Raw genomic sequence first — 23297 nt, 5'->3', positions numbered from 1 at the left:
GGCAGGCAACGCCGAACCCCCTCGTGCCGACGCAGACCTTGCCCGGAGCGGCAGCGTCCCGATCAGCCCGGGCCGATTCCGCGTTTGCTGTTCCGACCGGTAAGGCCAACGCCAGTGCGACGGCTGCTGCTGCCGACGGACCTGCGGCGGTTCGAAGACGTCCGGAAAGCGGGCAGGAACTCATTCGCCGATTGGCGGATCGGCCAGCCGAGCGGGAATGCCGGCGCTCCGGCGTCAGCCGGCGGCAAGCAGCGCTTCGGCCGCCTGCTTCGCCCGGGCGGCAGTGGAGCGGTCGCCGGTCAGCTGGGCGACGACGGTGGCCCCTTCGACCAGCAGGTAGATTTCTCCGGCAATCCGCGCCGGATCGGGCGCACCGGCGGCTTCGGCCAGTTCCCGGATCAGGGCGAGCAAGTGTCCCTTGTGGGCGAGCGCCGCCCGGTGAACCGGATCGTTGTGATCGTCGAACTCGCCGGACGCCTTCAGGAATGGGCAGCCATGGAAATCCTTGCGGGCGAACCAGGCGTCCAGCGCATCGAACAGGGCAAGCAGACCGTCTTCCGGCGCCGCGGCACGCGCTTCGGTTTCGGCGGTGAGCCAGGCGATATGCTCCTCATCCCGTTTTTCCAGGGCCGCCAGGATCAGCGCCTCCTTGGAGCCGAAATTGTTGTACAACGTCATTTTGGCGACTTCCGCTTCCGCCAGGATCGTATCGATACCCGTCGCGCGAAAGCCGGAACGGCAAAACAGCCGGAGCGCTGTGTCGACCAACTGGTCTTTCTTTTTAGGTCTCATGGTCGGCGTCCCTGTGGTTATGCTGCGGACCGAAACAGGCAGGCGTAACTATACCGTACTGTCCAGTATATTAGTACGGGTTACTTGTCGACCGCCGCGAGCGGCTGAGGAATATACAGATCGGTCAATGCAGACGGCGGGTGGGCTCCGGGATGTCCGGGTCTTCCGGCTCGTCCATAGAAACCGCCATGGGGCTCGCCTGGTGATGGATCATGCGCCATTCGCCTTCTTCGTGCCGGAACATATTGGTCGCCGCCAGCGTATGGCCGCCGAGACGCTCATGGCACAGGACGATGGCGACCTCGTCGAAAACGTAGGGCGTTGCGTTACGGCATTCGATGGCAACATCCTGCTGGTGGGAGAGGATCTGCCGCCAGCTGTTGAGGACTTCTTCACGGTCGGTCAGGATGTCCCAGCCCGGATGGATGCACGCGACCGGCGAGCGAACCGCCAGCAAATCCTCCAGAGCGCCGATATCCCGCTCGCGGAAGGCGCGATAGAACTCGCTGTTTGCAGTCAGCACGGCCCGGATGATGTCCCGCATCGGTCCGCTCCCGGCCTTTCGTCTCCGATGATGCGGCGCCGAACCCGATTCTTCGATGCCCGGTCGCCGTTGGCGCTTACGAGCGATATTGTGGCTTAGGCGGCTGGGTCGTTCAATGCCGAACGGCCATGCCGTTTCACGACCGCCGCCCCGGAATGGACAGGAGGCCGCGGGGCCGCATCGGGATTCAGTCGGGGATCACGGCCGTGGTTTCGATTTCCACCATGGCGCCGGGCTCCATCAGGCCCTTGACCTCGATCACGGCCATCGCGGGATAGTGCCGGCCGATCACGTCGCGCCAGGCCTGGCCGACGGCACGGGCGTCATCCAGATATGCCTTCTTGTCGGTAATGAACCACGTCATCCGGACGATATGGTCGGGTCGGGCGTTCGCTTCTTTCAGGATCGCCACGGTATTTTCCAGCGCCTGCTGGAACTGGGCCGTGAAATCGTCGGAGACGACCCTCTCGGTAACCGGATCCCAGCCGATCTCGCCGGCAACGAAAACCAGGGTTCCTTTTGCGGCGACGCCGTTGGAATAGCCTTTGGCGCGCGGCCAGCCGGGCGGTTGCAAAATCTGCATCTCGGTCGCTCCGGTAAACAAAGGGGGTGGACAGAAATTTTAGGTCTGAATATTTTATATCTAAACTATTTTTCGGCTGTCCAGTCCCGCGTTTGGGCCGCTTTGCCCCGGTTGTCCTTGCCTTCCCCAGGTTTCGCCCCACGCCATGAGCGCCACCGCAAAGACCGCTCTCCAGTCCGACCTGCTCAAGGGACAGCACGCCCTGGTGACCGGTGGCGGGCGCGGCATCGGCGCGGCGATTGCCGGCGCCCTGGCCGCCCAGGGCGCTGCACTCACGCTGCTCGGCCGGACCGCGTCCACGCTGGAGGCCAAACAGGCTGAACTGGCGGAGCGCTTCGGCGCTGCAGCCGGGATCGCCGCTGCCGATGTCACGGACGACGCTGCCGTCGAAGCCGCTTTCGCCCAAGCGGTCGCGGAGCGCGGGCCGGTTTCCGTTCTGGTCAACAATGCCGGGCGCGGCGACAGCGCCCCCTTCAAGCGCACGACGACCGAATTCTTCATGCGCATGGTCGAGATCAACCTGCTGAGCACCTTCCTGTGCATCCGGCAGGCGCTGCCGGCGATGACCGAGGCGGGGTACGGCCGCATTATCAACGTCGCTTCGACGGCAGGTCTGGTCGGCTACCGCTATGTCGCCGCCTATGTCGCCTCGAAGCACGGCGTGGTCGGCCTGACCCGGTCCCTGGCGCTGGAAACCGCCAAAACGGGCGTGACGGTGAACGCAGTCTGCCCCGGCTATGTCGAAACCGACATGACTGCCGATACCATCGCCAACATCGTCGAAAAGACCGGCATGGATGCTGAAGCGGCGCGGGCCCAGCTGGCGCAGGGCAACCCCCAGGGCCGCCTGATCGATCCGGAGGAGGTCGCCAACGTCGTGGTCTGGCTGGCCCGGCCGGACAGCGGCTCGATCACCGGACAGTCGATCCCGGTGGCGGGCGGCGAGGTCATGTGATGGACGGCGACATCAAGCCGGGTGGCGCTGTCGACCGCGAGACTGCAGCGACGGCCGACGACAAGCTGGAATTGCGGGTCTGGCTGCGCCTGCTGTCCTGCGCCAACCGCATCGAGCAGGATGTGCGCCAGGAACTGCGCGCCGCCTTCGGCATGACCCTGCCGCGCTTCGACCTGCTGTCGCAACTCGAGCGCGCACCCCAAGGCCTGACGATGGGCGAACTTTCCCGCCGGCTGATGGTTACCAGGGGCAATGTTACCGGACTGATCGACCGGCTGGTCGAGGAAGGCCTGGTCGAGCGCACGCCGATGCCGAAAGACCGCCGGGCCCATATCGTCAGGCTGACGCAGAAAGGCGCGACGGCATTCCGCGAAATGCTGCCGAACCACGAGGCGGTGATCGCCGCCAAGCTCGGGGCGATGAAGCGGTCGGACCTGCGCCAGTTGCAGACCCTGTTGGGCCGCCTGAAAGATCATTTGCACGACAAGGCGGACGGCGGCTGAGCGCCGTTTCCGTCCGCCGCACCTTCGAGGAAGCCGATGCCCGAAACCGACATGCTCAAGCGTCACGGCCGCACCTTCGGCCAGATGCTGGAAGATACCTCGCCTTCGCTGGCTGCCGACTACCGGCCGAAGCATTTCAAGTGGGAGGTCGATGGCAAGGTCGCCACGATCACGCTGAACCGGCCGGAGAAGAAGAATCCGCTGACCTTCGAAAGCTATGCCGAACTGCGCGATACCTTCCGGGCGCTCAGTTACGCCGAAGATGTCAGGGCGGTTGTGGTGACGGGCGCCGGCGGCAATTTCTGTACCGGCGGCGACGTCCACGAGATCATCGGCCCGCTGCTCGATCTCGACATGCCGGGCCTGCTGAATTTCACCCGCATGACCGGCGACTTGGTGAAAGCGATCCGGACCTGCCCGCAGCCGGTCGTCGCGGCGATCGACGGCATCTGCGCCGGCGCCGGCGGCGCGATCGCCATGGCCTGCGATATCCGCTTCGGGACGCCGGAGGCCAGGGTGCTTTACCTGTTCAACCGGGTGGGGCTGGCCGGCTGCGATATGGGCGCCTGCGCCATCCTCCCGCGCATCATCGGCCAGGGCCGGGCGGCGGAACTGCTGTATACCGGACGCGCCATGACGGGAGACGAGGGCGAGCGCTGGGGCTTCTACAACCGGCTGGTCGACAGCGGCGAACTCCTTGGGACGGCGCAGGCGTTCGCCGCGCGGCTCGCCGACGGACCGACCTTCGGCAATGCCATGACCAAGAAGATGCTGGACATGGAATGGAACATGGGACTGGAGCAGTATATCGAGGCCGAGGCCCAGGCCCAGGCGATCTGCATGCAGACCCAGGATTACCACCGCGCCTACCACGCCTTCGTGGCGAAGGAAAAGCCGGTGTTCGAGGGCAACTGATGCCGGATTCGACCTATCTCGACTGGCCGTTTCTCGAAGACCGGCACCGGGAACTGGCGGTCGAACTGCGCGCCTGGGCGGAGGCCAACCTGCGCCCGATGGAGCACGAGGTTCACGGCAAGACCGATGTCGACGACATTTGCCTGCGCCTGGTTCGCATGCTGGGCGAGGCCGACTGGCTGAAACTGACCGTGCCGGCGGCCTATGGCGGAACGCATGAGACGCTCGACGTTCGCTCCATCGCCCTCGGCCGGGAGATCCTCGGCTACTATCTCGGCCTCGCCGATTTCAGCTTCGTCATGCAGGGCCTGGGCACCGGCGCGATCACGCTCTACGGCTCGGACGAACTGAAGGAGGAATACCTGCCGCGGGTAGCGACGGGCGAGCGGATCGCGGCGCTGGCGATGTCGGAACCCCAGGGCGGGTCGGACGTGGCGGCGCTGGAAACAACGGCCGAGCTCGACGGCAATCATTTCGTCCTCAACGGCACCAAGACCTGGATTTCGAACGGCGGCATCGCCGACCATTACGTCGTGATCGCCCGGACCGGCGAGGCGCCCGGAGCCAGGGGGCTTTCCGCATTCGTTGTCGACGCCGATTTACCGGGTTTCCGGGTCGCCGGCCGGATCGACGTGATGGCGCCCCATCCTCTGGCGACGCTGTCGTTCGAGAATTGCCGCGTTCCGGCCAGCCATCTTCTGGGCAATCCGGGCGAAGGCTTCCGGATCGCGATGGCCAATCTCGATGTCTTCCGGACGACGGTCGGCGCCGCCGCGCTCGGCATGGCGCGCCGGGCGCTCGACGAAGCCGTGGCCTATTCGCAGAGCCGCAGGGCGTTCGGCCAGGCGATCGGCGAGTTCCAGCTTATCCAGGCCAAGATCGCCGAAATGGCCGTCAAGGTGGATGCCATGGCCCTGTTGGTCTATCGCTCCGGCTGGACGAAGGACGTCAAGAATATCCGGGTGACGCGCGAGAGTTCGATGGCCAAACTGTACGCCACCGAAGCGGCGCAGGACGTGGTCGACGAAGCGGTGCAGATTTTCGGCGGTCAGGGCGTGACCGTAGGCCAGAAGGTCGAAGAACTGTATCGTGAGATTCGCGCCCTGCGCATCTATGAGGGAACGAGCGAAGTGCAGAAACTGGTGATCGCCGGCCAGACGGTATCGGCCCTCGGGGCGGCCCATGGCTAGGATTCCCGGCGATGGCGTCACCGCTTTCACGGACACCTTCGCGCGGGACAACCTGCCGCCGAAGGATCTGTGGCCGGAGATCGACTATTCCGGGCTGCCCGAGCTGGCGGCCTATCCGGACCGGATGAACGCGGCCGTCGAACTGCTCGACAAGGCGGCAACGGAGTTGGGCTGGGCCGGGCGGCCCTGCATCCGCTATGCCGGCCATGTCTGGACCTATGCCGACCTGAAAGCCAGGGCCGACGCCGTGGCCCGGGTGCTGGTCGAGGATATGGGTCTGGAGACGGGCAATCGGGTGCTGTTGCGCGGCCCGAACAACCCGATGATGGCGGCTTGCTGGCTGGCGGTGCTGAAGGCCGGCGGGATCGTCGTCGCGACGATGCCGCTGCTGCGCGCCCGAGAACTGGCCTATATGGCGGAAAAGGCGGAAATCCGCCATTTCCTGTGCGATATCGATCTCAGAGCCGAGGGCGACGCTGCGATGGAGCGCGCGCCGCTCCTGCACAAGGTGAAATTCTTTACCGCCCTCGGCGACGGATCGGACCCGGCGGCCGACCTCGATCGGGCCGTGGCCCGCAAGCCGCCCGGTTTCGACAATGCCGATACCGCGGCCGACGATGTCGGGCTGATCGCCTTTACCTCCGGCACGACCGGCCAGCCCAAGGGAACCGTGCATTTCCACCGCGACATCCTCGCGATGTGCGACTGCTTCCCGAAACATGTCTACCGGCCGTCGCCAGACGACATTTACGTCGGCACGCCGCCGCTCGCCTTCACCTTCGGGCTGGGTGCGCAACTGCTGTTTCCCATGCGGACCGGCGCCTCCGTCGTCTTCTATCCCGGCCCGCCGGGGCCGGATCTTCTGCTCGAACTGATCGACGAAAACCGCTGCACGACGCTCTACACGGCGCCGACCATGTATCGCGCGCTCGCCGACAGGATCGCGGAAAGCGGAAACGCGCCCGCATCCCTGAAACAATGCGTTTCTGCCGGTGAGACCCTGCCCCTGCCGACCTTCGAGGCGTTCAGGGCCGCAACCGGGATCCGGATCATCGACGGGCTGGGCTCGACCGAGATGATCCACATTTTCGTTTCGGCCGAGGGCGACGACATCCGGCCCGGCGCGACCGGCACGGCGATCCCCGGCTACGAGGCCTGCATCGTGGACGAAACCGGCAACATCCTGGAGCCGCCCTGCGAAGGCCTGCTGGCGACAAGGGGGCCGACCGGCTGCAAATATCTCGACAACGAGGAGCGGCAGCGCAGCTATGTCGTCAACGGCTGGAACCTGCCGGGCGACCGCTACCGCCAGGATGCCGACGGCTATTTCTGGTATGTCGCGCGGGCCGACGACATGATCGTTTCCGCCGGCTACAACATCGGCGGCCCGGAGGTCGAGGACGCGCTGCTCGACCATCCGAAAGTCAAGGAGTGCGCCGTGGTCGGCGTGCCCGACGAGCAGCGCGGCCGGATCGTCAAGGCCTTCGTCATCCTGCGCGATCCGGCAGAGGCCGGCGAAGCGACCGTCGGAGAACTCCAGGAATTCGTGAAGGCCGAGATCGCGCCCTACAAATATCCGCGCGCCGTCGAGTTCGTGCGCGACCTGCCGCGTACGGAAACCGGCAAGGTCCAGCGCTTCAAGCTGCGCCGGCTGGAAGAGAGAAAGGCCCGCGAACGGGGCATTCGCGTGCAATGACAGAGATAGGGACCGCCAGATAGATGGGAGTAAAGTATTGGGAATGGACCGGAGGCAAACGCGCTGTTCTGCATCATCTGAAGAAAGCAGTTGGTCAGTACGGGCGACGAAATTCGTTCATCTATGTCGGCAAAACGGTAAATCCCGAAAATCGATGGCGACAACATCGGCGAAATGGATGGAACGAGATGGTGGTCATCTACGTTTCGTCCAGTGACGGGAACGTTTCCTTTGTTGAAACAGAACTTATCAATTATCTCCGCAATGATTGCAGGGCGAATGTCTCGGTGGAGAATGAACGAGAAGGCGGTGGCGGTCGGCTGCCAGATCCTTGGTCAAGGCAGCATGTATATGTGTTGCTTGCCTGATCAAAAAATCGAACGGTTGAATTGTAAATGAAGATCAACTGCCTCGGCGGCGGGCCGGGAAGCCTGTATTTCGCGATCCTGATGAAGAAATCCTTTCCGGATGCGCAGATCGCGATCTACGAGCAGAACCGCCACGACGACACTTTCGGCTTCGGCGTCGTCTTCTCCGACCGGACGATGGAAGGGTTCCGCGAGGCCGACGCGCCGACCCACGAGGCGATCACCCGGTCGTTCGAGCACTGGGACGATATCGACATCCACATCAAGGGCCAGGTGCTGAAATCCACCGGCCACGGCTTCGCCGGCATGTCCCGGGTCAAGATGCTGCTGCTGATGCAGGACCGCTGCCGGGAACTCGGCATCGACATGCACTTCGAGGAGCGGATCGACGATCCGGAAGCCCTGCGGGATTGCGACCTGCTCTATGCCGCTGACGGCGTCAACTCGGTCGCCCGCGACCGCTGGGCGGACCGGTTCCGGCCGCAACTCGATTTCCGGCCCAACCGCTTCGTCTGGCTGGGCTCCGATTTCAACTTCCCGGCCTTCACCTTTCATTTCATCGAAAACGGGCACGGCCTCTGGCGGACGCACTGCTATCGCTACGTCCAGGACATGTCGACGCTGATCATCGAGTGCACCGACGAGACCTTCGCCAACACCGGGCTGGAGGTCACCGACGAGGATGCCACGGTCGCCTACGTTGCCGACCTGCTCCGTCCCTATATCGGCAATGCCGGGATCATCAGGAACCGGTCGCACTGGCGGCAGTTTCCCAACATCTCCTGCGAGAACTGGTCGTTCGACAACGTCGTGCTGGCGGGCGATGCGGTGCACACGGCCCACTTTTCCATCGGCTCGGGCACCAAGCTGGCGATGGAAGACTCGATCGCCCTGCACGGCGCGATCCTCGAAACCGGCGGGATTGACAAGGGCCTTATGCAGTATGAGGAAACCTACCGGCCGCAGGTCGAGAGCCTGCAGCGCTCGGCGAAGGTTTCCCAGCGCTGGTTCGAGGAAACCGAGCGCTATTACGACACTCTGGAGCCGATCCAGTTCGGCTTTTCGCTGCTGACCCGGAGCCTGCGCATCAGCCACGGCAACCTGCGCCTGCGCGACGCCGACTATGTCGAGAGCGTCGACAGATGGTTCGCCGCCGGCGCGGCCAACCGGTCGGGTGTCAATCTGCCGGACGGCCCGCCGCCGCCGCCCATGTTCACGCCGTTCCGGTTGCGCGACATGGTGCTGGACAACCGGATCGTCGTTTCGCCCATGTGCCAGTATTCCGCCGAGGACGGCATGCCCGACGACTGGCACCTCGTCCATCTCGGCAGCCGCGCCATGGGCGGAGCGGGTCTGGTCATTGCGGAAATGACCAACGTCAGCCGAGAGGGGCGGATCAGCCCCGGCTGCACGGGCATCTACAGCGACGACCATGTCGCCGGCTGGAAGCGGATCACGGATTACGTCCACCGCTATACGCAGGCGAAGATCGGCCTGCAGCTCGGCCATTCGGGCCGCAAGGGCTCGACGACCCTGCTGTGGGAAGGATTCGACGAGCCGCTGCCGGAAGGCAACTGGCCGATCATGGCGGCCTCGCCGCTGCCCTACAAGCCGCACAGCCAGGTGCCCAGGGAGATGGACCGGGCGGATATGGACCGGGTGGTCGAGGAGTATCGCCAGGCGACCATGCGCGCCGAACGGGCGGGCTTCGACATGCTCGAAGTCCATATGGCGCACGGCTATCTGCTCAACAACTTCGTCTCGCCACTGACCAACATCCGGACCGACGAATACGGCGGCAGCCTGGAAAACCGGATGCGCTTCCCGCTTGAGGTTTTCCGTGCGGTGCGGGGTGCCTGGCCGGAGGAGAAACCGATCTCCGTGCGGATTTCGGCGCACGACTGGAAGGCCGGCGGCACGACGCCCCCGGATGCCGTGGAGGCCGCCGGCCTGCTCTATGCGGCAGGCGCCGACATCATCGACGCCTCCTCGGGGCAGGTGGTGTCCGACGAGGAGCCGGAATACGGCCGGCTGTTCCAGACTCCGTTCGCCGAGCGCATCCGCCTGGAGCTTGACCGGCCCACCATGGCGGTCGGCGCGATCAGCTCCTACGAAGACGCCAATTCCATCCTGGCCGGCGGACGGGCCGACCTCTGCGTGATCGCCCGGGCCCATCTGTACGACCCTTACTGGACGCGCCACGCGGCCTACGAGATGGGCCAGATCGGCTACGGCAAGGTGGAATGGCCGCCGCAATACGACACGCTGAACCGCGGCTATATCTGGCGTTTCGATTCGGCGGAAAAATGATGGACGGTTGAAGAAATTCCGGATTCGACCTACTTTCGTTCCACACTATCGGCGACCGGAAACCGACGATGCCGCTCAATATCGACGACCCGGAAATCGATCGGCTGGCGCGCGAATTGGCCGAGGCGACCGGCGAAAGCATCGACGCTGCCGTGAAGACGGCGATCGAACAGCGGCTGACCCGGGAATGTTCGGCTGAGTATGAAGGCAAGCGCAAGCTGGAGGCGGCCCGGGAGATCGTCGCGCGGACCTCGGCGCTGCGGTGGAAAGATTCCGGAAAGTCGGCCAGAGAGATGGTCGAAGAACTGTACGACGAGAACGGATTACCCAAGTAAGTGGTCGTCGATACTTCTGTTGTCATCTCCATCCTGAAGGGCGAGCCTGATTCGGCAGGTTTCTTTACGGCGATTATAGCGGCGGAAACGGCGCTGATCGGCGCTCCGAACCTTTTGGAAGCATCGATGGTATTCGTCAGCCGGACCGATGGCGATTTGCGCGATATCGAAGCGTTTTGCAGCGGTCTGGGCGTTCGTGTCGTCCCGTTCGGCCCGGAGGAGTACCGACATGCTGCGCGGGCGTTCCGCCTTTACGGCAAGGGGCGGCATCCGGCGCGGCTGAATTTCGGCGATTGCATGGCCTACGCAGTGAGCAAGGCGACCGGGGAGCCTTTGCTGTTCAAGGGCGCCGATTTTGCGAAGACCGATGTGACCCGGCACCCGGCTTCCGCCTTCGAATAGCCGGGTCACGCCCGCCGCTTGCGCCGCCTGTTCTGCCGGCGGGCGACGCCCTTCTGGGCGCGGGCCTTGTCTTCGGCCATCCGCTGGTCGCCTTCGGGCGGCAGGCCCAGGGCGACGAGGCGCTCCGGCAGGGCGGCCATCACGGCGTCGCGCCGCCCGTCCGAATAGGCCAGCCAGTTCTCCACCTCTTCGCCGCTGCGCCCGCAGCCGAAGCACCAGCCGGTCGTCCGGTCGAGTTCGCATACCAGGAGACAGGGCGACTTGACGGTCACCGCGCCGGCCTAAGGATACAGTCCATCGACCTGCGCTCGCATTTTGACCAGCCCGGCCACGGCATCGATCGCCGGCGTCTCGATCCGGACCAGCCGCGCCAGCTCCTGCACCGCGCAGACCAGCGCGTCGATCTCCATTTTCCGGCCGGCGTCGAGATCCTGCAACATGGAGGTGCGATGGGCGCCGACCTTGCCGGCCCCGTCAATCCGCTTGTCGCAAGTGACTCCGAACGACACGCCCAGCGCCTCGCCCACGGTCTGCGCTTCGGTCATCATGGCGGCGATCACCGGGCGGACCAGAGGATCGCCGGCCATTTGCCCCAGGGTGGCGCCGGTAAGCACGCTCACCGGGTTGAAGCTCAGATTGCCCCAGAGCTTCAGCCAGATTTCGTCGCGGATGCGCGGCCGGACCGGCGCAGAAAAGCCGGCGGATTTCAGCGCCCCGGCCAATCGCAGGATCCGGTCGGACTTGCCGCCGCCGGGTTCGCCCAGCGAGAAGCGGTTGAGCGAAATATGGCGGATCACGCCGGGCCCGATCGCTTCCGCCGCCGGATAGACGACGCAGCCGATCGCCCGTTCCGGGCCGATCGATTGCCACTGGACGCCGCCCGGATCGACGGCTTCGAGGCGTGTGCCGGCGAGCGCGCCGCCATGCTCGTGAAAATACCACCAGGGCACGCCGTTGGTCGCGGTGACGACGGCAGTCTCCGGCCCCAGCATCGGGGCTATCTGCGTTGCAATGACCGGCGCTGCGTTGGCCTTGACGGCAACGATCACGGCATCCTGCGGGCCTGCCTTGGCGGTATCTTCGGTCGCCGCCGGCCGGCCGATCCGCGTTTCGCCGTCGATATGCAGCGTAATGCCGTTCTCGCGGATCGCCGCCAGGGTCCGGTTCCGGGCGATCATCGTGACGTCGGTCCCGGCGCGCGCCAGTTCGCATCCCAGATAGCCGCCGATGGCGCCCGCGCCGTAGATCGCGATCTTCATAGAAAGTTTGCCAGTTTCTCGTGCAGGCCGATGCGCTGGACCTTCCCGGTCGCACCCTTGGGAATTTCCTCGAGCACGACGATGCGGCGCGGCACCTTGAAGTCGGCCAGCCTCTGGGCCGCGAAGTCCCGCAGGGTGCGCTCGTCAACGCCGCTGTCGCCGGCCGGCACAACGGCAGCGGCAACTTCCTCGCCCAGCTTGTCGTGGGGCAGGGCGAAGGTGACGGCCTGCGCGACCGTGGGGTGATCGAGCAGCACCTCGTCGACCTCGCGCGGCGAGATCTTCTCGCCACCCCGGTTGATGATTTCCTTGAGGCGCCCGGTGATGGTCAGATAGCCGTCGCCGTCGAGCGTCCCCTGGTCGCCGGTGTGAAACCAGCCGCCGGCAAAGGCTTCCGCATTGGCCTCCGGGTTCGCCTCGTAGCCCGGCGTGACATTGGCGCCGCGGATGCAGACTTCGCCGATGGTTCCGGCATGCACCGGCCGGTTCGCGCCGTCGAGCACCGCGATCTCCGGCCCGGCCGCGACGCCCACGGTGCCCGGCTTGCGCCCGGCGGGCGGCAGGGGGTTCGAGGCCATCTGATGCGCCGCTTCGGTCATGCCGTAGCTTTCGATCACCGGGCAGCCGAACGTTTCCTCCAGCACGGCCATGACCTGCGGCGGCAGGGAGGAGGATGACGAACGGATGAAGCGCAGGGCGGCTTCGGCTATCGCGGCCCTGTTGCGGCCGGCGCGGGACAGGATGGCCTGGTGCATGGTGGGGACGGCACTGTACCAGCTTGGTGCGGCCTCCGTCATCCAGCCGAAGAAACGCAATGCATTGAACCCCGGCGCGCACCAGACCGACGCGCCGGCGGCAAGGCTCGCCAGCACGGCGCCGATCAGGCCGTGGATGTGGAACAGCGGCATGACATTCAGGCATCGATCGGCAGGTTTCAGTGCCAGGGTCTCCGCGATGTTGCGGGCCGAGGTGCAGATATTGCGCTGGGTCAGCGGGACGATCTTCGGCCGCGAGGTGGTGCCGGAGGTATGGAGGATGAGCGCGATATCGTCGGGACCCGGCGCCGAAGTGTCGGCGGCCGATTTGCCCCCGGTCCCGGCAAGGGTAAACGCGCCGGCCGGTCCGGCGGCATCGGGCATCAGCTCGATCACCGGCAGTGACAGTTCGGCCGCAATCCCGCGCGCCGGGCTTTCCATATCCCGTTCGACAATCAGGGCGTCGGCGCGCAGATCGCTCAGATAGAAGCGGAATTCCTCGGACCGGTAGGCCGGGTTGAGCGGCGCGGTGGTGGCGCAACTCGCCAGGGCAACGAAAGCCGCCGCCATCTCCGGGCCGTTGGGCAGCACGATGGCGACCCGGCCGCCGCGACCGATTCCGCAATCGGCGAGGCGTGCTGCGGTCCTGCCGGAGAGCGCGCGCAATCCTTCATAGGTGAAGCTGTCGCCCTGTTCGCCGCCGATCGCGGGCGCCCCGGCGGCGCCGGCTCGCAGCAGGTCCAGAATCGTTTCCGGCTTGTCCATGGGCAGTCGCAACTGGTGGAAACGCCGGCAAGCCGGCCGTTGGGAGGGCGGCGGCTATTTTTTCCGGTTCAGGCCGGCCAGCGCCTGCATCTGTTCCTGCAAGGCATCGATCTGCGCCTGCATCAGGGCAAAGGGGTCGCCTGCTGCGGATGCCGGTTTGCGATCCTCGCGCCCGGCCCCGCCGGTCGCCTGGTACGGATTGAACATCGCCAGCGCCTGCTTCATCATTTCCATGTTCTGCTGGCTCAGGTCTTCCAGCGAGCCGAACGGGAACATGCCGTCGAAGGCCTGGGTCATGTATTCGCGCATCTGCTCCTGGTTGTCGATGAAGCTTTCCATGCTGTGCTCGAGGTACTTGGGCACGAGGTCCTGAAGCGAATCGCCATACATGCCGATCAGCTGCCTGAGGAAACGGATAGGCAGGAGGTTCTGCCCCTTGGCCTCCTCTTCGACGATGATCTGGGTCAGGACCGAGCGCGTGATGTCGTCGCCGGTCTTCGCGTCGTAGACCACGAAATCGATGTCGTTGCGGACCATGCCGCTCAGGTCGTCCAGGGTGACGTAGCTGCTGGTCGCCGTGTTGTAGAGACGGCGGTTGGCGTATTTCTTGATGACGACCTGGCCGTCGTCCCCCGGCTGTTTCCTGCTGGGCATGGCGGTGCAGCCCTCCTGCAAATTCCGGCGCCCGCGCTCAGTCGCGCGATGCCCAAGGGCGGGGGAGCCGGTCCGGTAAGCCGATTTTTCCAACACTGCCAGCAATTTGCCGCAATGCGCAAGATTCATTTCGCAGGCGCGCAATGGCATCGGCGCGAAGGGAATGCGGGCGCAAACAAATTGGCCCGGATATCCGGTCGCGCTATGGTGGACCATGACTGGCGCGGAAGACGATCCCACCCAAAGCGAAACGCCGGATCCTCTGGACGACCTGGCCCGGCAATATCTGAGCCTCTGGCAGGATCAGCTGACCGCGCTTTCGGCGAACCCGGCCGTTTCGGAGGCGATTTCCGGCTTTTTCGCAAAATGGGCCCAGGGTGCCGCGCCTGGTGCACCGGCGGGGCCGGCAAACCCGACGGGGGAGGCGCAAGATGGACTCCGACCGAATCGGCCTCAATCGCCGGATGTCGCCCCGCCCCTTCGGCCTGCATCTCTGGATGGCGACGGTCGCTTCGACGAGCTGCTTGAGCGGCTTGACCGGATTGAGGAACGGCTGGCCCGGCTGGAACGGTCCTGAGGCAGAACGGCTCCGCAGCCGCTTCGCGCACCATGACGACTCCGCCGTTGCAGCCGCAGTTGGCAGGGCATCGGCAGAGGCGTTCAGCGGTTTCCTGGCGGGCATCGCCGCCTATCGCAACCATCCTTACCGCCGCGCCGTGCCGGAGCCGCCCGTTGTCGCAAGCTACGGTACGGCGCGTCTGCTCGACTATTCGGCGCGCGGCAGGACCGCCGGGCCGCCGTTCCTGCTGGTTCCGTCGCTGGTGAACCGCGGCTATGTGCTGGATCTCATGCCTGGCGTGTCGCTTGCCCGGTTCCTTTCGGAGAACGGTGCGCCGGTCTATCTGTTGGAGTGGAACGCGCCCGATGCAGAAGAGAGCGGGTTCGATCTTTCCCGGCTGATCGGCGAACGGCTATTACCGGCGCTTGACGACGTCATCGAGCGGGCAGGCCGGCCGGCTCTGATCGGTTACTGCATGGGCGGACTGCTCGTGCTGGGCGCCGCCCGGCGACGCATGGTGGACCTCGCCGGCCTCGCGGTCTTGGCGACGCCGTGGGATTTTCACGCCGAACGGCCCGAGCAAGCGCGGGCATTGGCGCATTTCGCCGGGAGCTGGCTGCCGGTCCTCGAAGCGCTCGGACAGTTTCCGGTCGACGGATTGCAGGCCCTGTTTGCCGCCAACGACCCGATGGTGGCCTTCCGGAAGTTCCGGGCCTTCGCCCGCATGGATCCGGACTCCGACGCGGCGCGGCGCTTCGTTGCGCTCGAGGACTGGTTGAACGACGGCATACCGCTTCCGTTGCCGATTGCGCGTCAGACTCTGCAGGAGTGGTACGGCGAAAATCTCACGGCCGCCGGCCGATGGACCGTCGACGGCCGGACGATACGGCCCGAGGAGATCGACCTGCCGACTCTCGCCCTCATCCCGGACAAGGACCGGATCGTGCCGCAGGAATCGGCCCTGGCCCTGGCCCGCCTGCTGCCGCAAGCCGAGATCCGCATCGCCCGGGCCGGCCATATCGGCATGATGGCCGGCCGCCGCGCGGAGCGCGAAACCTGGCGGCCGCTGCTGGCATGGCAGCAATCCCTGGCCGCGTAGCCGTATGGCTGCATTCGGAGTCACTGCGACGATAATGCCTTTATTTCGCAAGTGCACTTGAAAATGCTGCAGTGCAACATTATACTTGTAGCCATGCACGAAAATTGCCGTATATCCCTCACGGTTCGATTGTCCCCGGTACTGGTTCGGACCGGCCCGCAAATCCGCTAAGCGCCGGCGAACCGATCCCTAACGGCTCTTCTGGCCGGATCTTCAGGAGGAAACATCCATGACGGACGTCATCATTGCCAGCGCCGCCCGCACCCCGATCGGCGCCTTCAGCGGCGCCTTCGCCACGGTGCCGGCCGCCGATCTCGGCAGGGTCGCCATCGAAGCGGCCATGGAACGGTCGAACGTCGCCGGCGCGGATGTCGACGACGTGATCATGGGGCAGGTTCTGACCGCCGATACCGGCCAGAACCCGGCCCGGCAGGCCGCCATGTCCGCCGGCGTGCCGAAGGAAAAGACCGCGCTGACCATCAACCAGGTGTGCGGCTCGGGCCTGCGCGCGGTCGCGATGGCCGGTCAGGCGATCCAGGCGGGCGACGCGGAGATCGTCGTGGCCGGCGGGCAGGAGAGCATGAGCCAGTCGCCCCACGCCGCCCATATGCGGGCCGGCACCAAGATGGGCGACGTCGCCTTTACCGACACCATGATCAGGGACGGCCTGTGGGACGCCTTCAACGGCTACCACATGGGCACCACGGCGGAAAATGTCGCCGAGCAATGGCAGATCACCCGCGACGACCAGGACGCGTTTGCCGCCGCCAGCCAGGCCAAGGCGGCAGCGGCACAGGTATCCGGCAAGTTCGCCGACGAGATCGCGCCCGTCGTGGTGCCGAACCGCAAGGGCGACGTCACGGTCGATACCGACGAGTATCCCCGCCATGGCACCACCACGGAAACGCTCGCCAAGCTGCGTCCGGCCTTTTCGAAGGACGGCACGGTGACGGCGGGCAATGCCTCGGGCATCAACGACGGCGCGGCAGCGCTCGTCCTGATGTCGCGCGAGCAGGCGGAGAGTCGCCACGTCGAGCCGCTGGGCCGCATTGTGTCCTGGGCGACGACCGGCGTCGATCCGGCGCTGATGGGCTCCGGCCCGATCCCGGCAAGCCGCAAGGCGCTGGAAAAGGCCGGCTGGAGCATCGACGATGTCGACCTGGTCGAATCGAATGAGGCTTTCGCGGCGCAGTCCTGCGCGGTTGCCAAGGATCTCGGTTTCGACATGGACAAGGTGAACGTCAACGGTGGCGCGATCGCGCTCGGCCATCCGATCGGCGCGTCCGGCGCGCGCATCCTGACCACGCTGCTTTACGAAATGAAGCGGCGCGATGCCAAAAAGGGCCTTGCCACACTGTGCATCGGCGGCGGCATGGGCATCGCCATGTGCGTGGCGCGCGACTGATCCGGAGACACGATCCTCCCGCGGGGCGGCCGGGCTGTTCCGGACCGCCCCGACACCCCTAACCGAACCCTAAGGACGCGGCCGCGCCGGCGCACGGAAAATGCGCAGCGGGCTGCACAACAGGAGAACGACATCATGGCGCGCGTAGCACTGGTCACGGGCGGAACCCGTGGCATCGGCGAGGCGATTTCCATCGCGCTGCAGGAAGCCGGCTGCAAGGTGGCCGCGAACTACGGCGGTAACGACGAGCGGGCCCGGGAATTTGCCGACCGCACCGGCATCGGCGTCTACAAGTTCGACGTCGGCGACTTCGACGCCGTCAGGGACGGTGTGGCGCAGGTCGAGGCCGATCTCGGCCCGATCGACATCCTGGTCAACAACGCCGGCATCACCCGCGACGGCACCATGCACCGGATGCCCTACGACAACTGGGACGATGTTATCCGCACCAACCTCTCGTCCTGCTTCAACTGCTCGCGCGCCGTGATCGAAGGCATGCGCGCGCGCAAGTTCGGCCGCATCGTCAACATCGGCTCGATCAACGGCCAGGGCGGGCAGTACGGCCAAGTGAACTACGCCGCCGCCAAGTCCGGCATCCACGGTTTCACCAAGGCGCTGGCCCAGGAGGGCGCGGCCCAGGGCATCACGGTCAACGCCATCGCGCCGGGCTATGTCGATACCGACATGGTGCGCGCCGTGCCGCAGAAGGTGCTGGAGCGGATCATCCAGCGGATTCCGGTCGGCCGCCTCGGCAATGCGAAGGACATCGCCCGCGGCGTGGTCTTCCTGACCGGCGACGACGCCGACTTCATCACCGGCTCGACGCTCAGCATCAACGGCGGCCAGCACATGTACTAGGGGGCTCAGGTCCCTTCGAAAACCGGCGTCCGCTTGGCGGAAAAGGCGGCGAGGCCCTCGTTCATATCCCTTGTGCGGGCGCTGGCGGCCATGGCCAGGGTTTCCAGTTCCATCTGGTGCTCGGCCCCGTTGGCCCAGGTCTCGGCGAACAGTTGCTTGACCCGGCCGTAGGCGAGGGTCGGCCCCTCGGCGAACCGCCGCGCCGTTTCCATCGCGGTCCCGGCCAGTTCATCGTCGGGCACGACCCGGGTGATCAGGTCGATGTCCAGCGCCTCCTGCGCCGTCAGCGTCGGGTTTTCGAGCGCCAGGCGCTGGGCCACCCGCAGGCCGACCAGCCGGGGCAGGAACCAGGTCGATCCGCCGTCCGGACTGATGCCCGAAGCGGTGTAGGCCATCTTGAATTTTGCGCTTTCCCCGGCGATGACGATGTCGCCGGTGATCGCGAAGCTGAAGCCGCCGCCGGCTGCGGCACCCTGGATCGCCATGACGACCGGCGCGTTGCCGCGCATAAGCCGCGACACGGCCGCGTGGAAATAGGTCGTCGTCACCTTCAGCGCTTTGGCGAGCGCTGCCTCGTCTTCCATGGCCAGCATGTACTTCAGGTCGCCGCCGGAACAGAACATCCTGCCGTTGGCCCGGACAAGGATCGCGCGGACGGACGGATCTTCGGTCAGTTCGGTCGTCGCGTCCCACAGTTCCTTCGCGGCGTCGGCGTTGAGCGCATTGTTCGCCTCCGGCCGGTCGAGGGTGATGATGCCGACGCCGTTGTCGGCGGCGCATTGAATGAAGTCAGCCACGCGGTCGCTCCTGTTTCGGGGATGCGAAAGCCGTGCCGTCGGCGGACGGACCCATGGATCCGGGGGGCGGGTTGGTGCGGACGGCAAAGGCGGTCTCGCCGGCGATTTCCCGGTAATGCTGCAGCGCCCAGGGGACCGACGGGAAGGCGAATTCGTCTTCCGGCAGTTCGTCCCAGCCGAACAGGCGGACTTCGGTGCTCTCCGGCCCCGGTTCGATCGCCGGCGATTTGAGCGTGGCGCGATAGAAGAGCTGGACCTGGCTGATGCGCGGGATGTTGTAGAGCGCGAACAGGTCGTGCACCTCGATCTCGGCGCGGGCCTCTTCCCAGGCCTCGCGCGCGGCGGCATCCTCAGAGCGCTCGTGCAGTTCCATGAAGCCGGCCGGCAGCGTCCAGTAGCCGATGCGCGGCGCGATCGCCCGCCGGCACATCAGCACCTTGTCGTCCCATACCGCCACGGACCCGACGACGATCTTCGGGTTGTCGTAGTGGATGAAGCCGCAATCGGAGCAGACCAGCCGCTCGCGCTCGTCGCCCTCCGGAATCTTCCAGACGTCCGGTCCGACACTCTGGCCAGTACCGGGTCGCGGACGAACGGGCCGGTTCCCGGATGTCGCGGAGGCTGGCTGGCTGGCCGGGTTATGCGTCATGAAGGCAATTTGACCGGCTTCGGGCGGGCTGACAAGACACGGGGCCATGGCCGAAGACCCCGTAACGCCGCCGCGCCCCGGATCGAAAGGCAATCCGGACGGCAAGCCGCCGACCACCGAGGAAATGCTCAAGCTGATCAGCGGCTCGACTCCCCACAGCCGGGAACTCGGGCTGGAGGTGGTCCATTCCGCCAGAGGCATGGCGATCATGCGCCTGCCCTGGCACGAGCGGCTGGTCGGCAACCCGGACGAGCTGGTGCTGCACGGCGGCGTCGTGACGACCCTGCTCGACAGCGTGTGCGGCATGGCGACGATGAGCGCGCGCCAGCCGCCGGAGCGCATCGTGACCCTCGACCTGCGAATCGATTACCAGCGCCCGGCGACGCCCCGTCTCGACCTTTTTGCCCGGGCCGAGGTGACCAAGATGACCCGCACCATCGCCTTCCTCAGCGCCATCGCCTATCAGGACGACCCCAAGGACACGGTCGCGCTCGCCACCGGCACCTTCATGTTCGTCGGTAGCCGCAAGAAGAAAGGCGGCCCGGACGTCGATAGGGGCGCCGGCGGGAGGAAGCCGGCATGAGCGCCACGCTGACCGAGCGGCTCGCGGCGGCGCGCGAGTCGGGCGACCCGAACGCCATGGCCGAGGCGATTCCCTACGCCCGCTTCCTGCACATCACCGCGGCGCTCGACGGCGACGACCTTGTCTCGTGCATGAACTACAGCCCGCACATCATCGGCAACCCGATCCTGCCGGCGATCCACGGCGGCACGATCGGCGGCCTGCTCGAGACGGCGGCGATCCTGAAACTGCTGTGGATGCAGGAAACCCTGCGGATTCCCAAGACAATCACGATCACGGTGGATTACCTTCGCTCGGCCGGGCCCAAGGACACCTACGCCCGGGCGAGCGTGACCAAGCTGGGCGCCCGGGTCGCCAATGTCCGTGTCTTCGCCTGGCAGGACGATCCGACCCGGCCGGTCGCCGGCGCCAACGCCAATTTCATGCTGTCGCCCGCCTGAACGGGTTTGCCCTCTCACTTTCCCTGCGGATGGTGCGGCGCGGGCGGGTCGCGTTGATCGGTTCTGGCGGTTGGGATACGGTCGCCCGCCGAAATTCGGGAGAATTTGCTGTTCCGCGGTGCCGCGCCGGTTCACGGCGGTGGCACCGGAGAGGAAAGGGGCCTGGCGATTTTCCTGCGCAACTACTGGTACGTCGCGGCGTGGAGCGAGGAAATCGGCCGCGAGCCGCTGCAGCGCTGGCTGCTCAACGAGCCGGTCGTGATGTGGCGGCGCGGCGACGGAACGCCCTGCGCGCTGGCCGACCGCTGCCCGCATCGCGGCGCGCCCTTGTCGAACGGCCGCGTCGTCGGCGACGACATCGTCTGCGGCTACCACGGGCTGGGCTTTTGCGGCGACGGAAGCTGTACCCAGGTGCCCGGCGTCGAGACGCTGCCCGCCGGCCTGTCGACCCGGTCCTATCCCGTTGCCGAGCGCTGGGGCTGGGTATTTCTCTGGATGGGCGATCCGGCGCTGGCCGACGAAGCGGCGATCCCGGACTATCACTGGAACGACGATCCGGGCTGGGCCGGCCGCGGCGAGACCCTGCCGGTTGCGGTCAACTACACGCTCGTACGCGACAATCTCCTCGACCTGTCCCATGCCCATTTCGTGCATCAGGACACGCTGGCCACGGACGCCGTGGTCGATGCGCCGGTAAAGACCGAATTCGACGGGAAGGCCCTGCGGGTTGTCCGCGACATGCGGGGAATCGAGCCGTCGCCCTTCTTCAAGCGGCTGTGCGGCTTCAACGGCACCGTCAACCATCGACAGGAGGTCGCGTTCACCCCGGCGGCGAATATCGTGATCAGCGTGCGGGTCAGCTCAAACGACAATCCCGACCACGCGGTCGAGAACCGGGTGCTCAATGCCATGACGCCGGAGACCGATCGCTCGACCCACTATTTCTGGTCGCTCCAGCGCGACACCGCGCTTGACGACGAGGCGCTCACAGACGCCATGTTCACTGCCAACCGGGACACATTCTTCGAGGATGTCGCGGTCATCGAGGCCCAGCAGAAGATGCTCGACAGGGCGCCCGAGCCGGCGCGCCCGGTGCGCTGGCATATCGACAAGGGCGTCGACCGGGCGCAGCGCTGGGTGGCGAAGCTGCTGAGCGAAGAAGCGGCGCAGGCCCACCGGGCCGCCGCGGAATGACCGTGCAGCGCTGGGCGGGCAAGCGATGACCGGGCTGACCGATTTTCCGCGTCATTCGCCGGCCCTCGCGCAAGAGTTTCGCGATGCCGGATTCTGGAACGACGACCGGCTGGCCGACTATCTGGAGCGCTGGGCCACGGAAACGCCGGACAAGGTGGCGATAGCCGCACCGGACCGGGACATCACCTACGCCGAATGGCGCGATCGCTCACGCCGCTTCGCCAATGCCCTGCTCGGCCTCGGCCTGAAGCGCGGCGACGTGGTGGCGATCCAGTATCCCAACCATCCCGAATTCCTCATCGCCTTCCTCGGTGTGGCGATGATGGGCGGCGTGCTGTGCACCCTGCACATGCCCTACCGCGCCGGCGAGATGGCGCCGCTGATGAACCACAGCCGGGCGCGCGCCGTGATCTGTACCGCCGGCGACGAAAAATACGACGCGCCTGCGACCATGGCGGGCCTGAAGGCGCAGGTGCCGTCGCTCGAACACATCATCGTCATCGGCGGCCGCGGCGCGGGGCTCGATTTCGATACCCTGATCGACGGCGCTCCCGACGATCCGGTTGCCGATCCGCCCGCTCCCGACGACCCGGTCATCCTGTGTTTCACCTCGGGCACCTCGGCGTCGCCCAAAGGCGTCGTGCGGACGCACGAGACCTTCACCTCGAACCTGCGCATCTATCCGCAGACCATCGGCCTCACCGCCGGAGACCGGGTGCTGGTCGCGCCGCCCTTCACCCACGTCTTCGGCCTGTCCTGCGGGATGCTCGGCCTGTGCCACGGCGCGACCAACGTCCTGATGTCCCTGTTCTCGCCGGAACTTTATGCCGACCGGCTGGTCAACGGCCGGCCGACGGTCGTGTTCTCCGCGCCGGCCCATGTCGCGGCGACAATCAAAGCCGGGCTGCTCGACGGCGTCGACCTCGGTTCGATCCGGGACGTGATCGTCGCCGGTTCGGTCTGCCCGCCGGAGGTCGCCGCAGACCTGGAGCGCCGGATGCCGAACGGCCGGACGGGGCAGTTGTTCGGCATGACCGAGACCATTCTCATCATGCAGACGCCGCTCGACGCGCCGCCGGAGATCCGCCACACCAGCACCGGCCGCAAGACCGGCGGCATCGAGGTGCGGGTCGCCAATCCCGAAGACGATACCGAAGTCCCGAACGGCGGCGAGGGAGAACTGCAACTTGCGGGTTACAGCATCTTCCCGGGATATCTGAACAATCCCGAAGCCAATGCCGGGGCTTTCGCCGCCGATGGCTTTTTCAGGACCGGCGACCTGGCGACCGTCGATGCCGACGGCAACGTCGTCATCATCGGCCGGGTCAAGGACGTGATCAACCGCGGCGGCATCAAGATCAATCCGACCGATGTCGAGAATCTTCTGCAGGCCCATCCGGCGATCGTACTCGCGGCGGTGGTCCCGATGCCGGACGATGTGCTGGGCGAGCGCCTGTGCCTGTTCGTCACCCTCGCACCCGGCGCGGGCCTGACCTTCGAGGAAATGACCGGGTATCTCGAAGCGAACGGCGTCGCGAAGATGCGCTGGCCCGAGCGGCTGGAAATTGTCGACGAGATGCCGATGACGCCGACCCGGAAAATCCAGAAAGGCGAACTGGCAAAACTGGTGGCGTAGTGCGGGCCGGCTGCGCGGCCGATCAGAAATTGGCCGATCAGAAATTGTGGC

Annotated in this window: 25 protein-coding genes; 16 read left to right on the top strand and 9 right to left on the bottom strand. The window is 66.0% G+C overall.

Translation table 11 applies throughout. From position 1 onward, the window contains the following. Positions 1 to 234 precede the first annotated feature (234 nt). The 3 genes from OXM58_08545 to OXM58_08535 all read right to left on the bottom strand — a co-directional run bounded on the left by OXM58_08545 (position 235) and on the right by OXM58_08535 (position 1919). Positions 235 to 792, bottom strand: a complete 558-nt coding sequence (locus tag OXM58_08545; protein MDE0148408.1) for a TetR/AcrR family transcriptional regulator — start codon at positions 790 to 792, stop codon at positions 235 to 237. 124 nt (positions 793 to 916) lie between these two features. Beyond that, the gene (locus OXM58_08540) at positions 917 to 1336 is read right to left on the bottom strand and encodes a nuclear transport factor 2 family protein (GenBank protein ID MDE0148407.1); all 420 of its coding nucleotides are present in this window, start codon (positions 1334 to 1336) and stop codon (positions 917 to 919) included. A gap of 187 nt (positions 1337 to 1523) precedes the next feature. Further along, positions 1524 to 1919 (bottom strand): RidA family protein, encoded by a 396-nt coding sequence (locus tag OXM58_08535; GenBank protein MDE0148406.1) that lies wholly within the window; start codon positions 1917 to 1919, stop codon positions 1524 to 1526. Positions 1920 to 2064: 145 nt separating this feature from the next. Here OXM58_08535 and OXM58_08530 point away from each other — a divergent pair, with 145 nt between their 5' ends. The 9 genes from OXM58_08530 to OXM58_08490 all read left to right on the top strand — a co-directional run bounded on the left by OXM58_08530 (position 2065) and on the right by OXM58_08490 (position 10593). Further along, positions 2065 to 2874: an SDR family NAD(P)-dependent oxidoreductase gene (locus tag OXM58_08530; protein MDE0148405.1), complete on the top strand. Its 810-nt coding sequence runs from the start codon at positions 2065 to 2067 to the stop codon at positions 2872 to 2874. Beyond that, positions 2874 to 3377, top strand: a complete 504-nt coding sequence (locus OXM58_08525; protein MDE0148404.1) for a MarR family transcriptional regulator — start codon at positions 2874 to 2876, stop codon at positions 3375 to 3377. Before OXM58_08530 ends, OXM58_08525 begins: the two co-directional genes overlap by 1 nt. Positions 3378 to 3461: 84 nt before the next feature. After that, on the top strand, positions 3462 to 4292 hold the full coding sequence (locus OXM58_08520) for an enoyl-CoA hydratase family protein (GenBank protein MDE0148403.1): 831 nt from the start codon (positions 3462 to 3464) through the stop codon (positions 4290 to 4292). Next, complete coding sequence (locus OXM58_08515) at positions 4292 to 5482, top strand: acyl-CoA dehydrogenase family protein (GenBank protein MDE0148402.1); 1191 nt, start codon at positions 4292 to 4294, stop codon at positions 5480 to 5482. The genes OXM58_08520 and OXM58_08515 overlap by 1 nt, the downstream gene beginning before the upstream one ends. Then, positions 5475 to 7178, top strand: a complete 1704-nt coding sequence (locus tag OXM58_08510; GenBank protein MDE0148401.1) for an AMP-binding protein — start codon at positions 5475 to 5477, stop codon at positions 7176 to 7178. Before OXM58_08515 ends, OXM58_08510 begins: the two co-directional genes overlap by 8 nt. A 23-nt stretch (positions 7179 to 7201) precedes the next feature. After that, positions 7202 to 7546: a GIY-YIG nuclease family protein gene (locus OXM58_08505; protein MDE0148400.1), complete on the top strand. Its 345-nt coding sequence runs from the start codon at positions 7202 to 7204 to the stop codon at positions 7544 to 7546. A gap of 27 nt (positions 7547 to 7573) precedes the next feature. Then, positions 7574 to 9856, top strand: a complete 2283-nt coding sequence (locus OXM58_08500; GenBank protein MDE0148399.1) for a bifunctional salicylyl-CoA 5-hydroxylase/oxidoreductase — start codon at positions 7574 to 7576, stop codon at positions 9854 to 9856. Between the two features lie 68 nt (positions 9857 to 9924). Next, positions 9925 to 10191 (top strand): type II toxin-antitoxin system VapB family antitoxin, encoded by a 267-nt coding sequence (locus OXM58_08495; protein ID MDE0148398.1) that lies wholly within the window; start codon positions 9925 to 9927, stop codon positions 10189 to 10191. Next, positions 10192 to 10593: a type II toxin-antitoxin system VapC family toxin gene (locus OXM58_08490; protein MDE0148397.1), complete on the top strand. Its 402-nt coding sequence runs from the start codon at positions 10192 to 10194 to the stop codon at positions 10591 to 10593. It abuts the gene before it with no gap. A 5-nt stretch (positions 10594 to 10598) separates the two neighbouring features. Here OXM58_08490 and OXM58_08485 read toward each other — a convergent pair whose 3' ends face one another. Genes OXM58_08485 through phaR form a run of 4 tightly spaced genes read right to left on the bottom strand, consistent with a single transcriptional unit; the run spans position 10599 to position 14026 of the window. After that, complete coding sequence (locus OXM58_08485; protein ID MDE0148396.1) at positions 10599 to 10865, bottom strand: DUF1289 domain-containing protein; 267 nt, start codon at positions 10863 to 10865, stop codon at positions 10599 to 10601. A gap of 9 nt (positions 10866 to 10874) precedes the next feature. Continuing rightward, positions 10875 to 11852, bottom strand: a complete 978-nt coding sequence (locus OXM58_08480; protein MDE0148395.1) for a 2-dehydropantoate 2-reductase — start codon at positions 11850 to 11852, stop codon at positions 10875 to 10877. Continuing rightward, positions 11849 to 13372: an acyl--CoA ligase gene (locus tag OXM58_08475; GenBank protein MDE0148394.1), complete on the bottom strand. Its 1524-nt coding sequence runs from the start codon at positions 13370 to 13372 to the stop codon at positions 11849 to 11851. Before OXM58_08475 ends, OXM58_08480 begins: the two co-directional genes overlap by 4 nt. Before the next feature lie 54 nt (positions 13373 to 13426). Further along, on the bottom strand, positions 13427 to 14026 hold the full coding sequence (gene phaR / locus OXM58_08470) for a polyhydroxyalkanoate synthesis repressor PhaR (protein MDE0148393.1): 600 nt from the start codon (positions 14024 to 14026) through the stop codon (positions 13427 to 13429). Between the two features lie 431 nt (positions 14027 to 14457). On the opposite strand from phaR, the gene OXM58_08465 reads away from it, so the two are divergent. From OXM58_08465 to phbB, 3 genes are all read left to right on the top strand, one after another. Next, the gene (locus tag OXM58_08465; GenBank protein MDE0148392.1) at positions 14458 to 15684 is read left to right on the top strand and encodes an alpha/beta fold hydrolase; all 1227 of its coding nucleotides are present in this window, start codon (positions 14458 to 14460) and stop codon (positions 15682 to 15684) included. A 229-nt stretch (positions 15685 to 15913) separates the two neighbouring features. Beyond that, a complete protein-coding gene (locus tag OXM58_08460) occupies positions 15914 to 17089 on the top strand; it encodes an acetyl-CoA C-acetyltransferase (protein MDE0148391.1) in 1176 nt (391 codons plus the stop codon). 135 nt (positions 17090 to 17224) lie between these two features. Beyond that, positions 17225 to 17947 carry an acetoacetyl-CoA reductase gene (gene phbB / locus OXM58_08455; protein ID MDE0148390.1) on the top strand — a complete coding sequence of 241 codons (723 nt, stop codon included), beginning with the start codon at positions 17225 to 17227 and terminating at the stop codon, positions 17945 to 17947. 5 nt (positions 17948 to 17952) lie between these two features. Here the strand turns inward: phbB and OXM58_08450 are convergent, their stop codons facing one another. Then, entirely contained in the window at positions 17953 to 18744 is a 792-nt protein-coding gene (locus tag OXM58_08450) for an enoyl-CoA hydratase-related protein (protein ID MDE0148389.1), read from the bottom strand. Next, positions 18737 to 19393, bottom strand: coding sequence for an NUDIX hydrolase (locus OXM58_08445; protein ID MDE0148388.1), 657 nt, complete (start codon positions 19391 to 19393; stop codon positions 18737 to 18739). The genes OXM58_08450 and OXM58_08445 overlap by 8 nt, the downstream gene beginning before the upstream one ends. Before the next feature lie 46 nt (positions 19394 to 19439). Here OXM58_08445 and OXM58_08440 point away from each other — a divergent pair, with 46 nt between their 5' ends. From OXM58_08440 to OXM58_08425, 4 genes are all read left to right on the top strand, one after another. Beyond that, complete coding sequence (locus OXM58_08440) at positions 19440 to 19976, top strand: PaaI family thioesterase (protein MDE0148387.1); 537 nt, start codon at positions 19440 to 19442, stop codon at positions 19974 to 19976. Then, positions 19973 to 20416 (top strand): PaaI family thioesterase, encoded by a 444-nt coding sequence (locus OXM58_08435; protein MDE0148386.1) that lies wholly within the window; start codon positions 19973 to 19975, stop codon positions 20414 to 20416. Before OXM58_08440 ends, OXM58_08435 begins: the two co-directional genes overlap by 4 nt. A 105-nt stretch (positions 20417 to 20521) precedes the next feature. Further along, a complete protein-coding gene (locus OXM58_08430; GenBank protein ID MDE0148385.1) occupies positions 20522 to 21610 on the top strand; it encodes an aromatic ring-hydroxylating dioxygenase subunit alpha in 1089 nt (362 codons plus the stop codon). Between the two features lie 25 nt (positions 21611 to 21635). Next, positions 21636 to 23246 carry a class I adenylate-forming enzyme family protein gene (locus tag OXM58_08425; protein MDE0148384.1) on the top strand — a complete coding sequence of 537 codons (1611 nt, stop codon included), beginning with the start codon at positions 21636 to 21638 and terminating at the stop codon, positions 23244 to 23246. Positions 23247 to 23297 lie beyond the last annotated feature (51 nt).

This window comes from Rhodospirillaceae bacterium (genome assembly GCA_028819475.1).
Lineage (GTDB): Bacteria > Pseudomonadota > Alphaproteobacteria > Bin65 > Bin65 > Bin65.
This window is presented reverse-complemented; position numbering and strand designations above follow the sequence as displayed.

What these genes read in the sequence shown, in the direction of transcription:
- OXM58_08545 (MDE0148408.1), bottom strand. Translation starts at nt 792, where the DNA reads ATGAGACCTAAAAAGAAAGACCAGTTGGTCGACACAGCGCTCCGGCTG.
- OXM58_08540 (MDE0148407.1), bottom strand. Translation starts at nt 1,336, where the DNA reads ATGCGGGACATCATCCGGGCCGTGCTGACTGCAAACAGCGAGTTCTAT.
- OXM58_08535 (MDE0148406.1), bottom strand. Translation starts at nt 1,919, where the DNA reads ATGCAGATTTTGCAACCGCCCGGCTGGCCGCGCGCCAAAGGCTATTCC.
- OXM58_08530 (MDE0148405.1), top strand. Translation starts at nt 2,065, where the DNA reads ATGAGCGCCACCGCAAAGACCGCTCTCCAGTCCGACCTGCTCAAGGGA.
- OXM58_08525 (MDE0148404.1), top strand. Translation starts at nt 2,874, where the DNA reads ATGGACGGCGACATCAAGCCGGGTGGCGCTGTCGACCGCGAGACTGCA.
- OXM58_08520 (MDE0148403.1), top strand. Translation starts at nt 3,462, where the DNA reads ATGCTGGAAGATACCTCGCCTTCGCTGGCTGCCGACTACCGGCCGAAG.
- OXM58_08515 (MDE0148402.1), top strand. Translation starts at nt 4,292, where the DNA reads ATGCCGGATTCGACCTATCTCGACTGGCCGTTTCTCGAAGACCGGCAC.
- OXM58_08510 (MDE0148401.1), top strand. Translation starts at nt 5,475, where the DNA reads ATGGCTAGGATTCCCGGCGATGGCGTCACCGCTTTCACGGACACCTTC.
- OXM58_08505 (MDE0148400.1), top strand. Translation starts at nt 7,202, where the DNA reads ATGGGAGTAAAGTATTGGGAATGGACCGGAGGCAAACGCGCTGTTCTG.
- OXM58_08500 (MDE0148399.1), top strand. Translation starts at nt 7,574, where the DNA reads ATGAAGATCAACTGCCTCGGCGGCGGGCCGGGAAGCCTGTATTTCGCG.
- OXM58_08495 (MDE0148398.1), top strand. Translation starts at nt 9,925, where the DNA reads ATGCCGCTCAATATCGACGACCCGGAAATCGATCGGCTGGCGCGCGAA.
- OXM58_08480 (MDE0148395.1), bottom strand. Translation starts at nt 11,852, where the DNA reads ATGAAGATCGCGATCTACGGCGCGGGCGCCATCGGCGGCTATCTGGGA.
- OXM58_08475 (MDE0148394.1), bottom strand. Translation starts at nt 13,372, where the DNA reads ATGGACAAGCCGGAAACGATTCTGGACCTGCTGCGAGCCGGCGCCGCC.
- phaR (MDE0148393.1), bottom strand. Translation starts at nt 14,026, where the DNA reads ATGCCCAGCAGGAAACAGCCGGGGGACGACGGCCAGGTCGTCATCAAG.
- OXM58_08465 (MDE0148392.1), top strand. Translation starts at nt 14,458, where the DNA reads ATGGACTCCGACCGAATCGGCCTCAATCGCCGGATGTCGCCCCGCCCC.
- OXM58_08460 (MDE0148391.1), top strand. Translation starts at nt 15,914, where the DNA reads ATGACGGACGTCATCATTGCCAGCGCCGCCCGCACCCCGATCGGCGCC.
- phbB (MDE0148390.1), top strand. Translation starts at nt 17,225, where the DNA reads ATGGCGCGCGTAGCACTGGTCACGGGCGGAACCCGTGGCATCGGCGAG.
- OXM58_08445 (MDE0148388.1), bottom strand. Translation starts at nt 19,393, where the DNA reads ATGACGCATAACCCGGCCAGCCAGCCAGCCTCCGCGACATCCGGGAAC.
- OXM58_08440 (MDE0148387.1), top strand. Translation starts at nt 19,440, where the DNA reads ATGGCCGAAGACCCCGTAACGCCGCCGCGCCCCGGATCGAAAGGCAAT.
- OXM58_08435 (MDE0148386.1), top strand. Translation starts at nt 19,973, where the DNA reads ATGAGCGCCACGCTGACCGAGCGGCTCGCGGCGGCGCGCGAGTCGGGC.
- OXM58_08425 (MDE0148384.1), top strand. Translation starts at nt 21,636, where the DNA reads ATGACCGGGCTGACCGATTTTCCGCGTCATTCGCCGGCCCTCGCGCAA.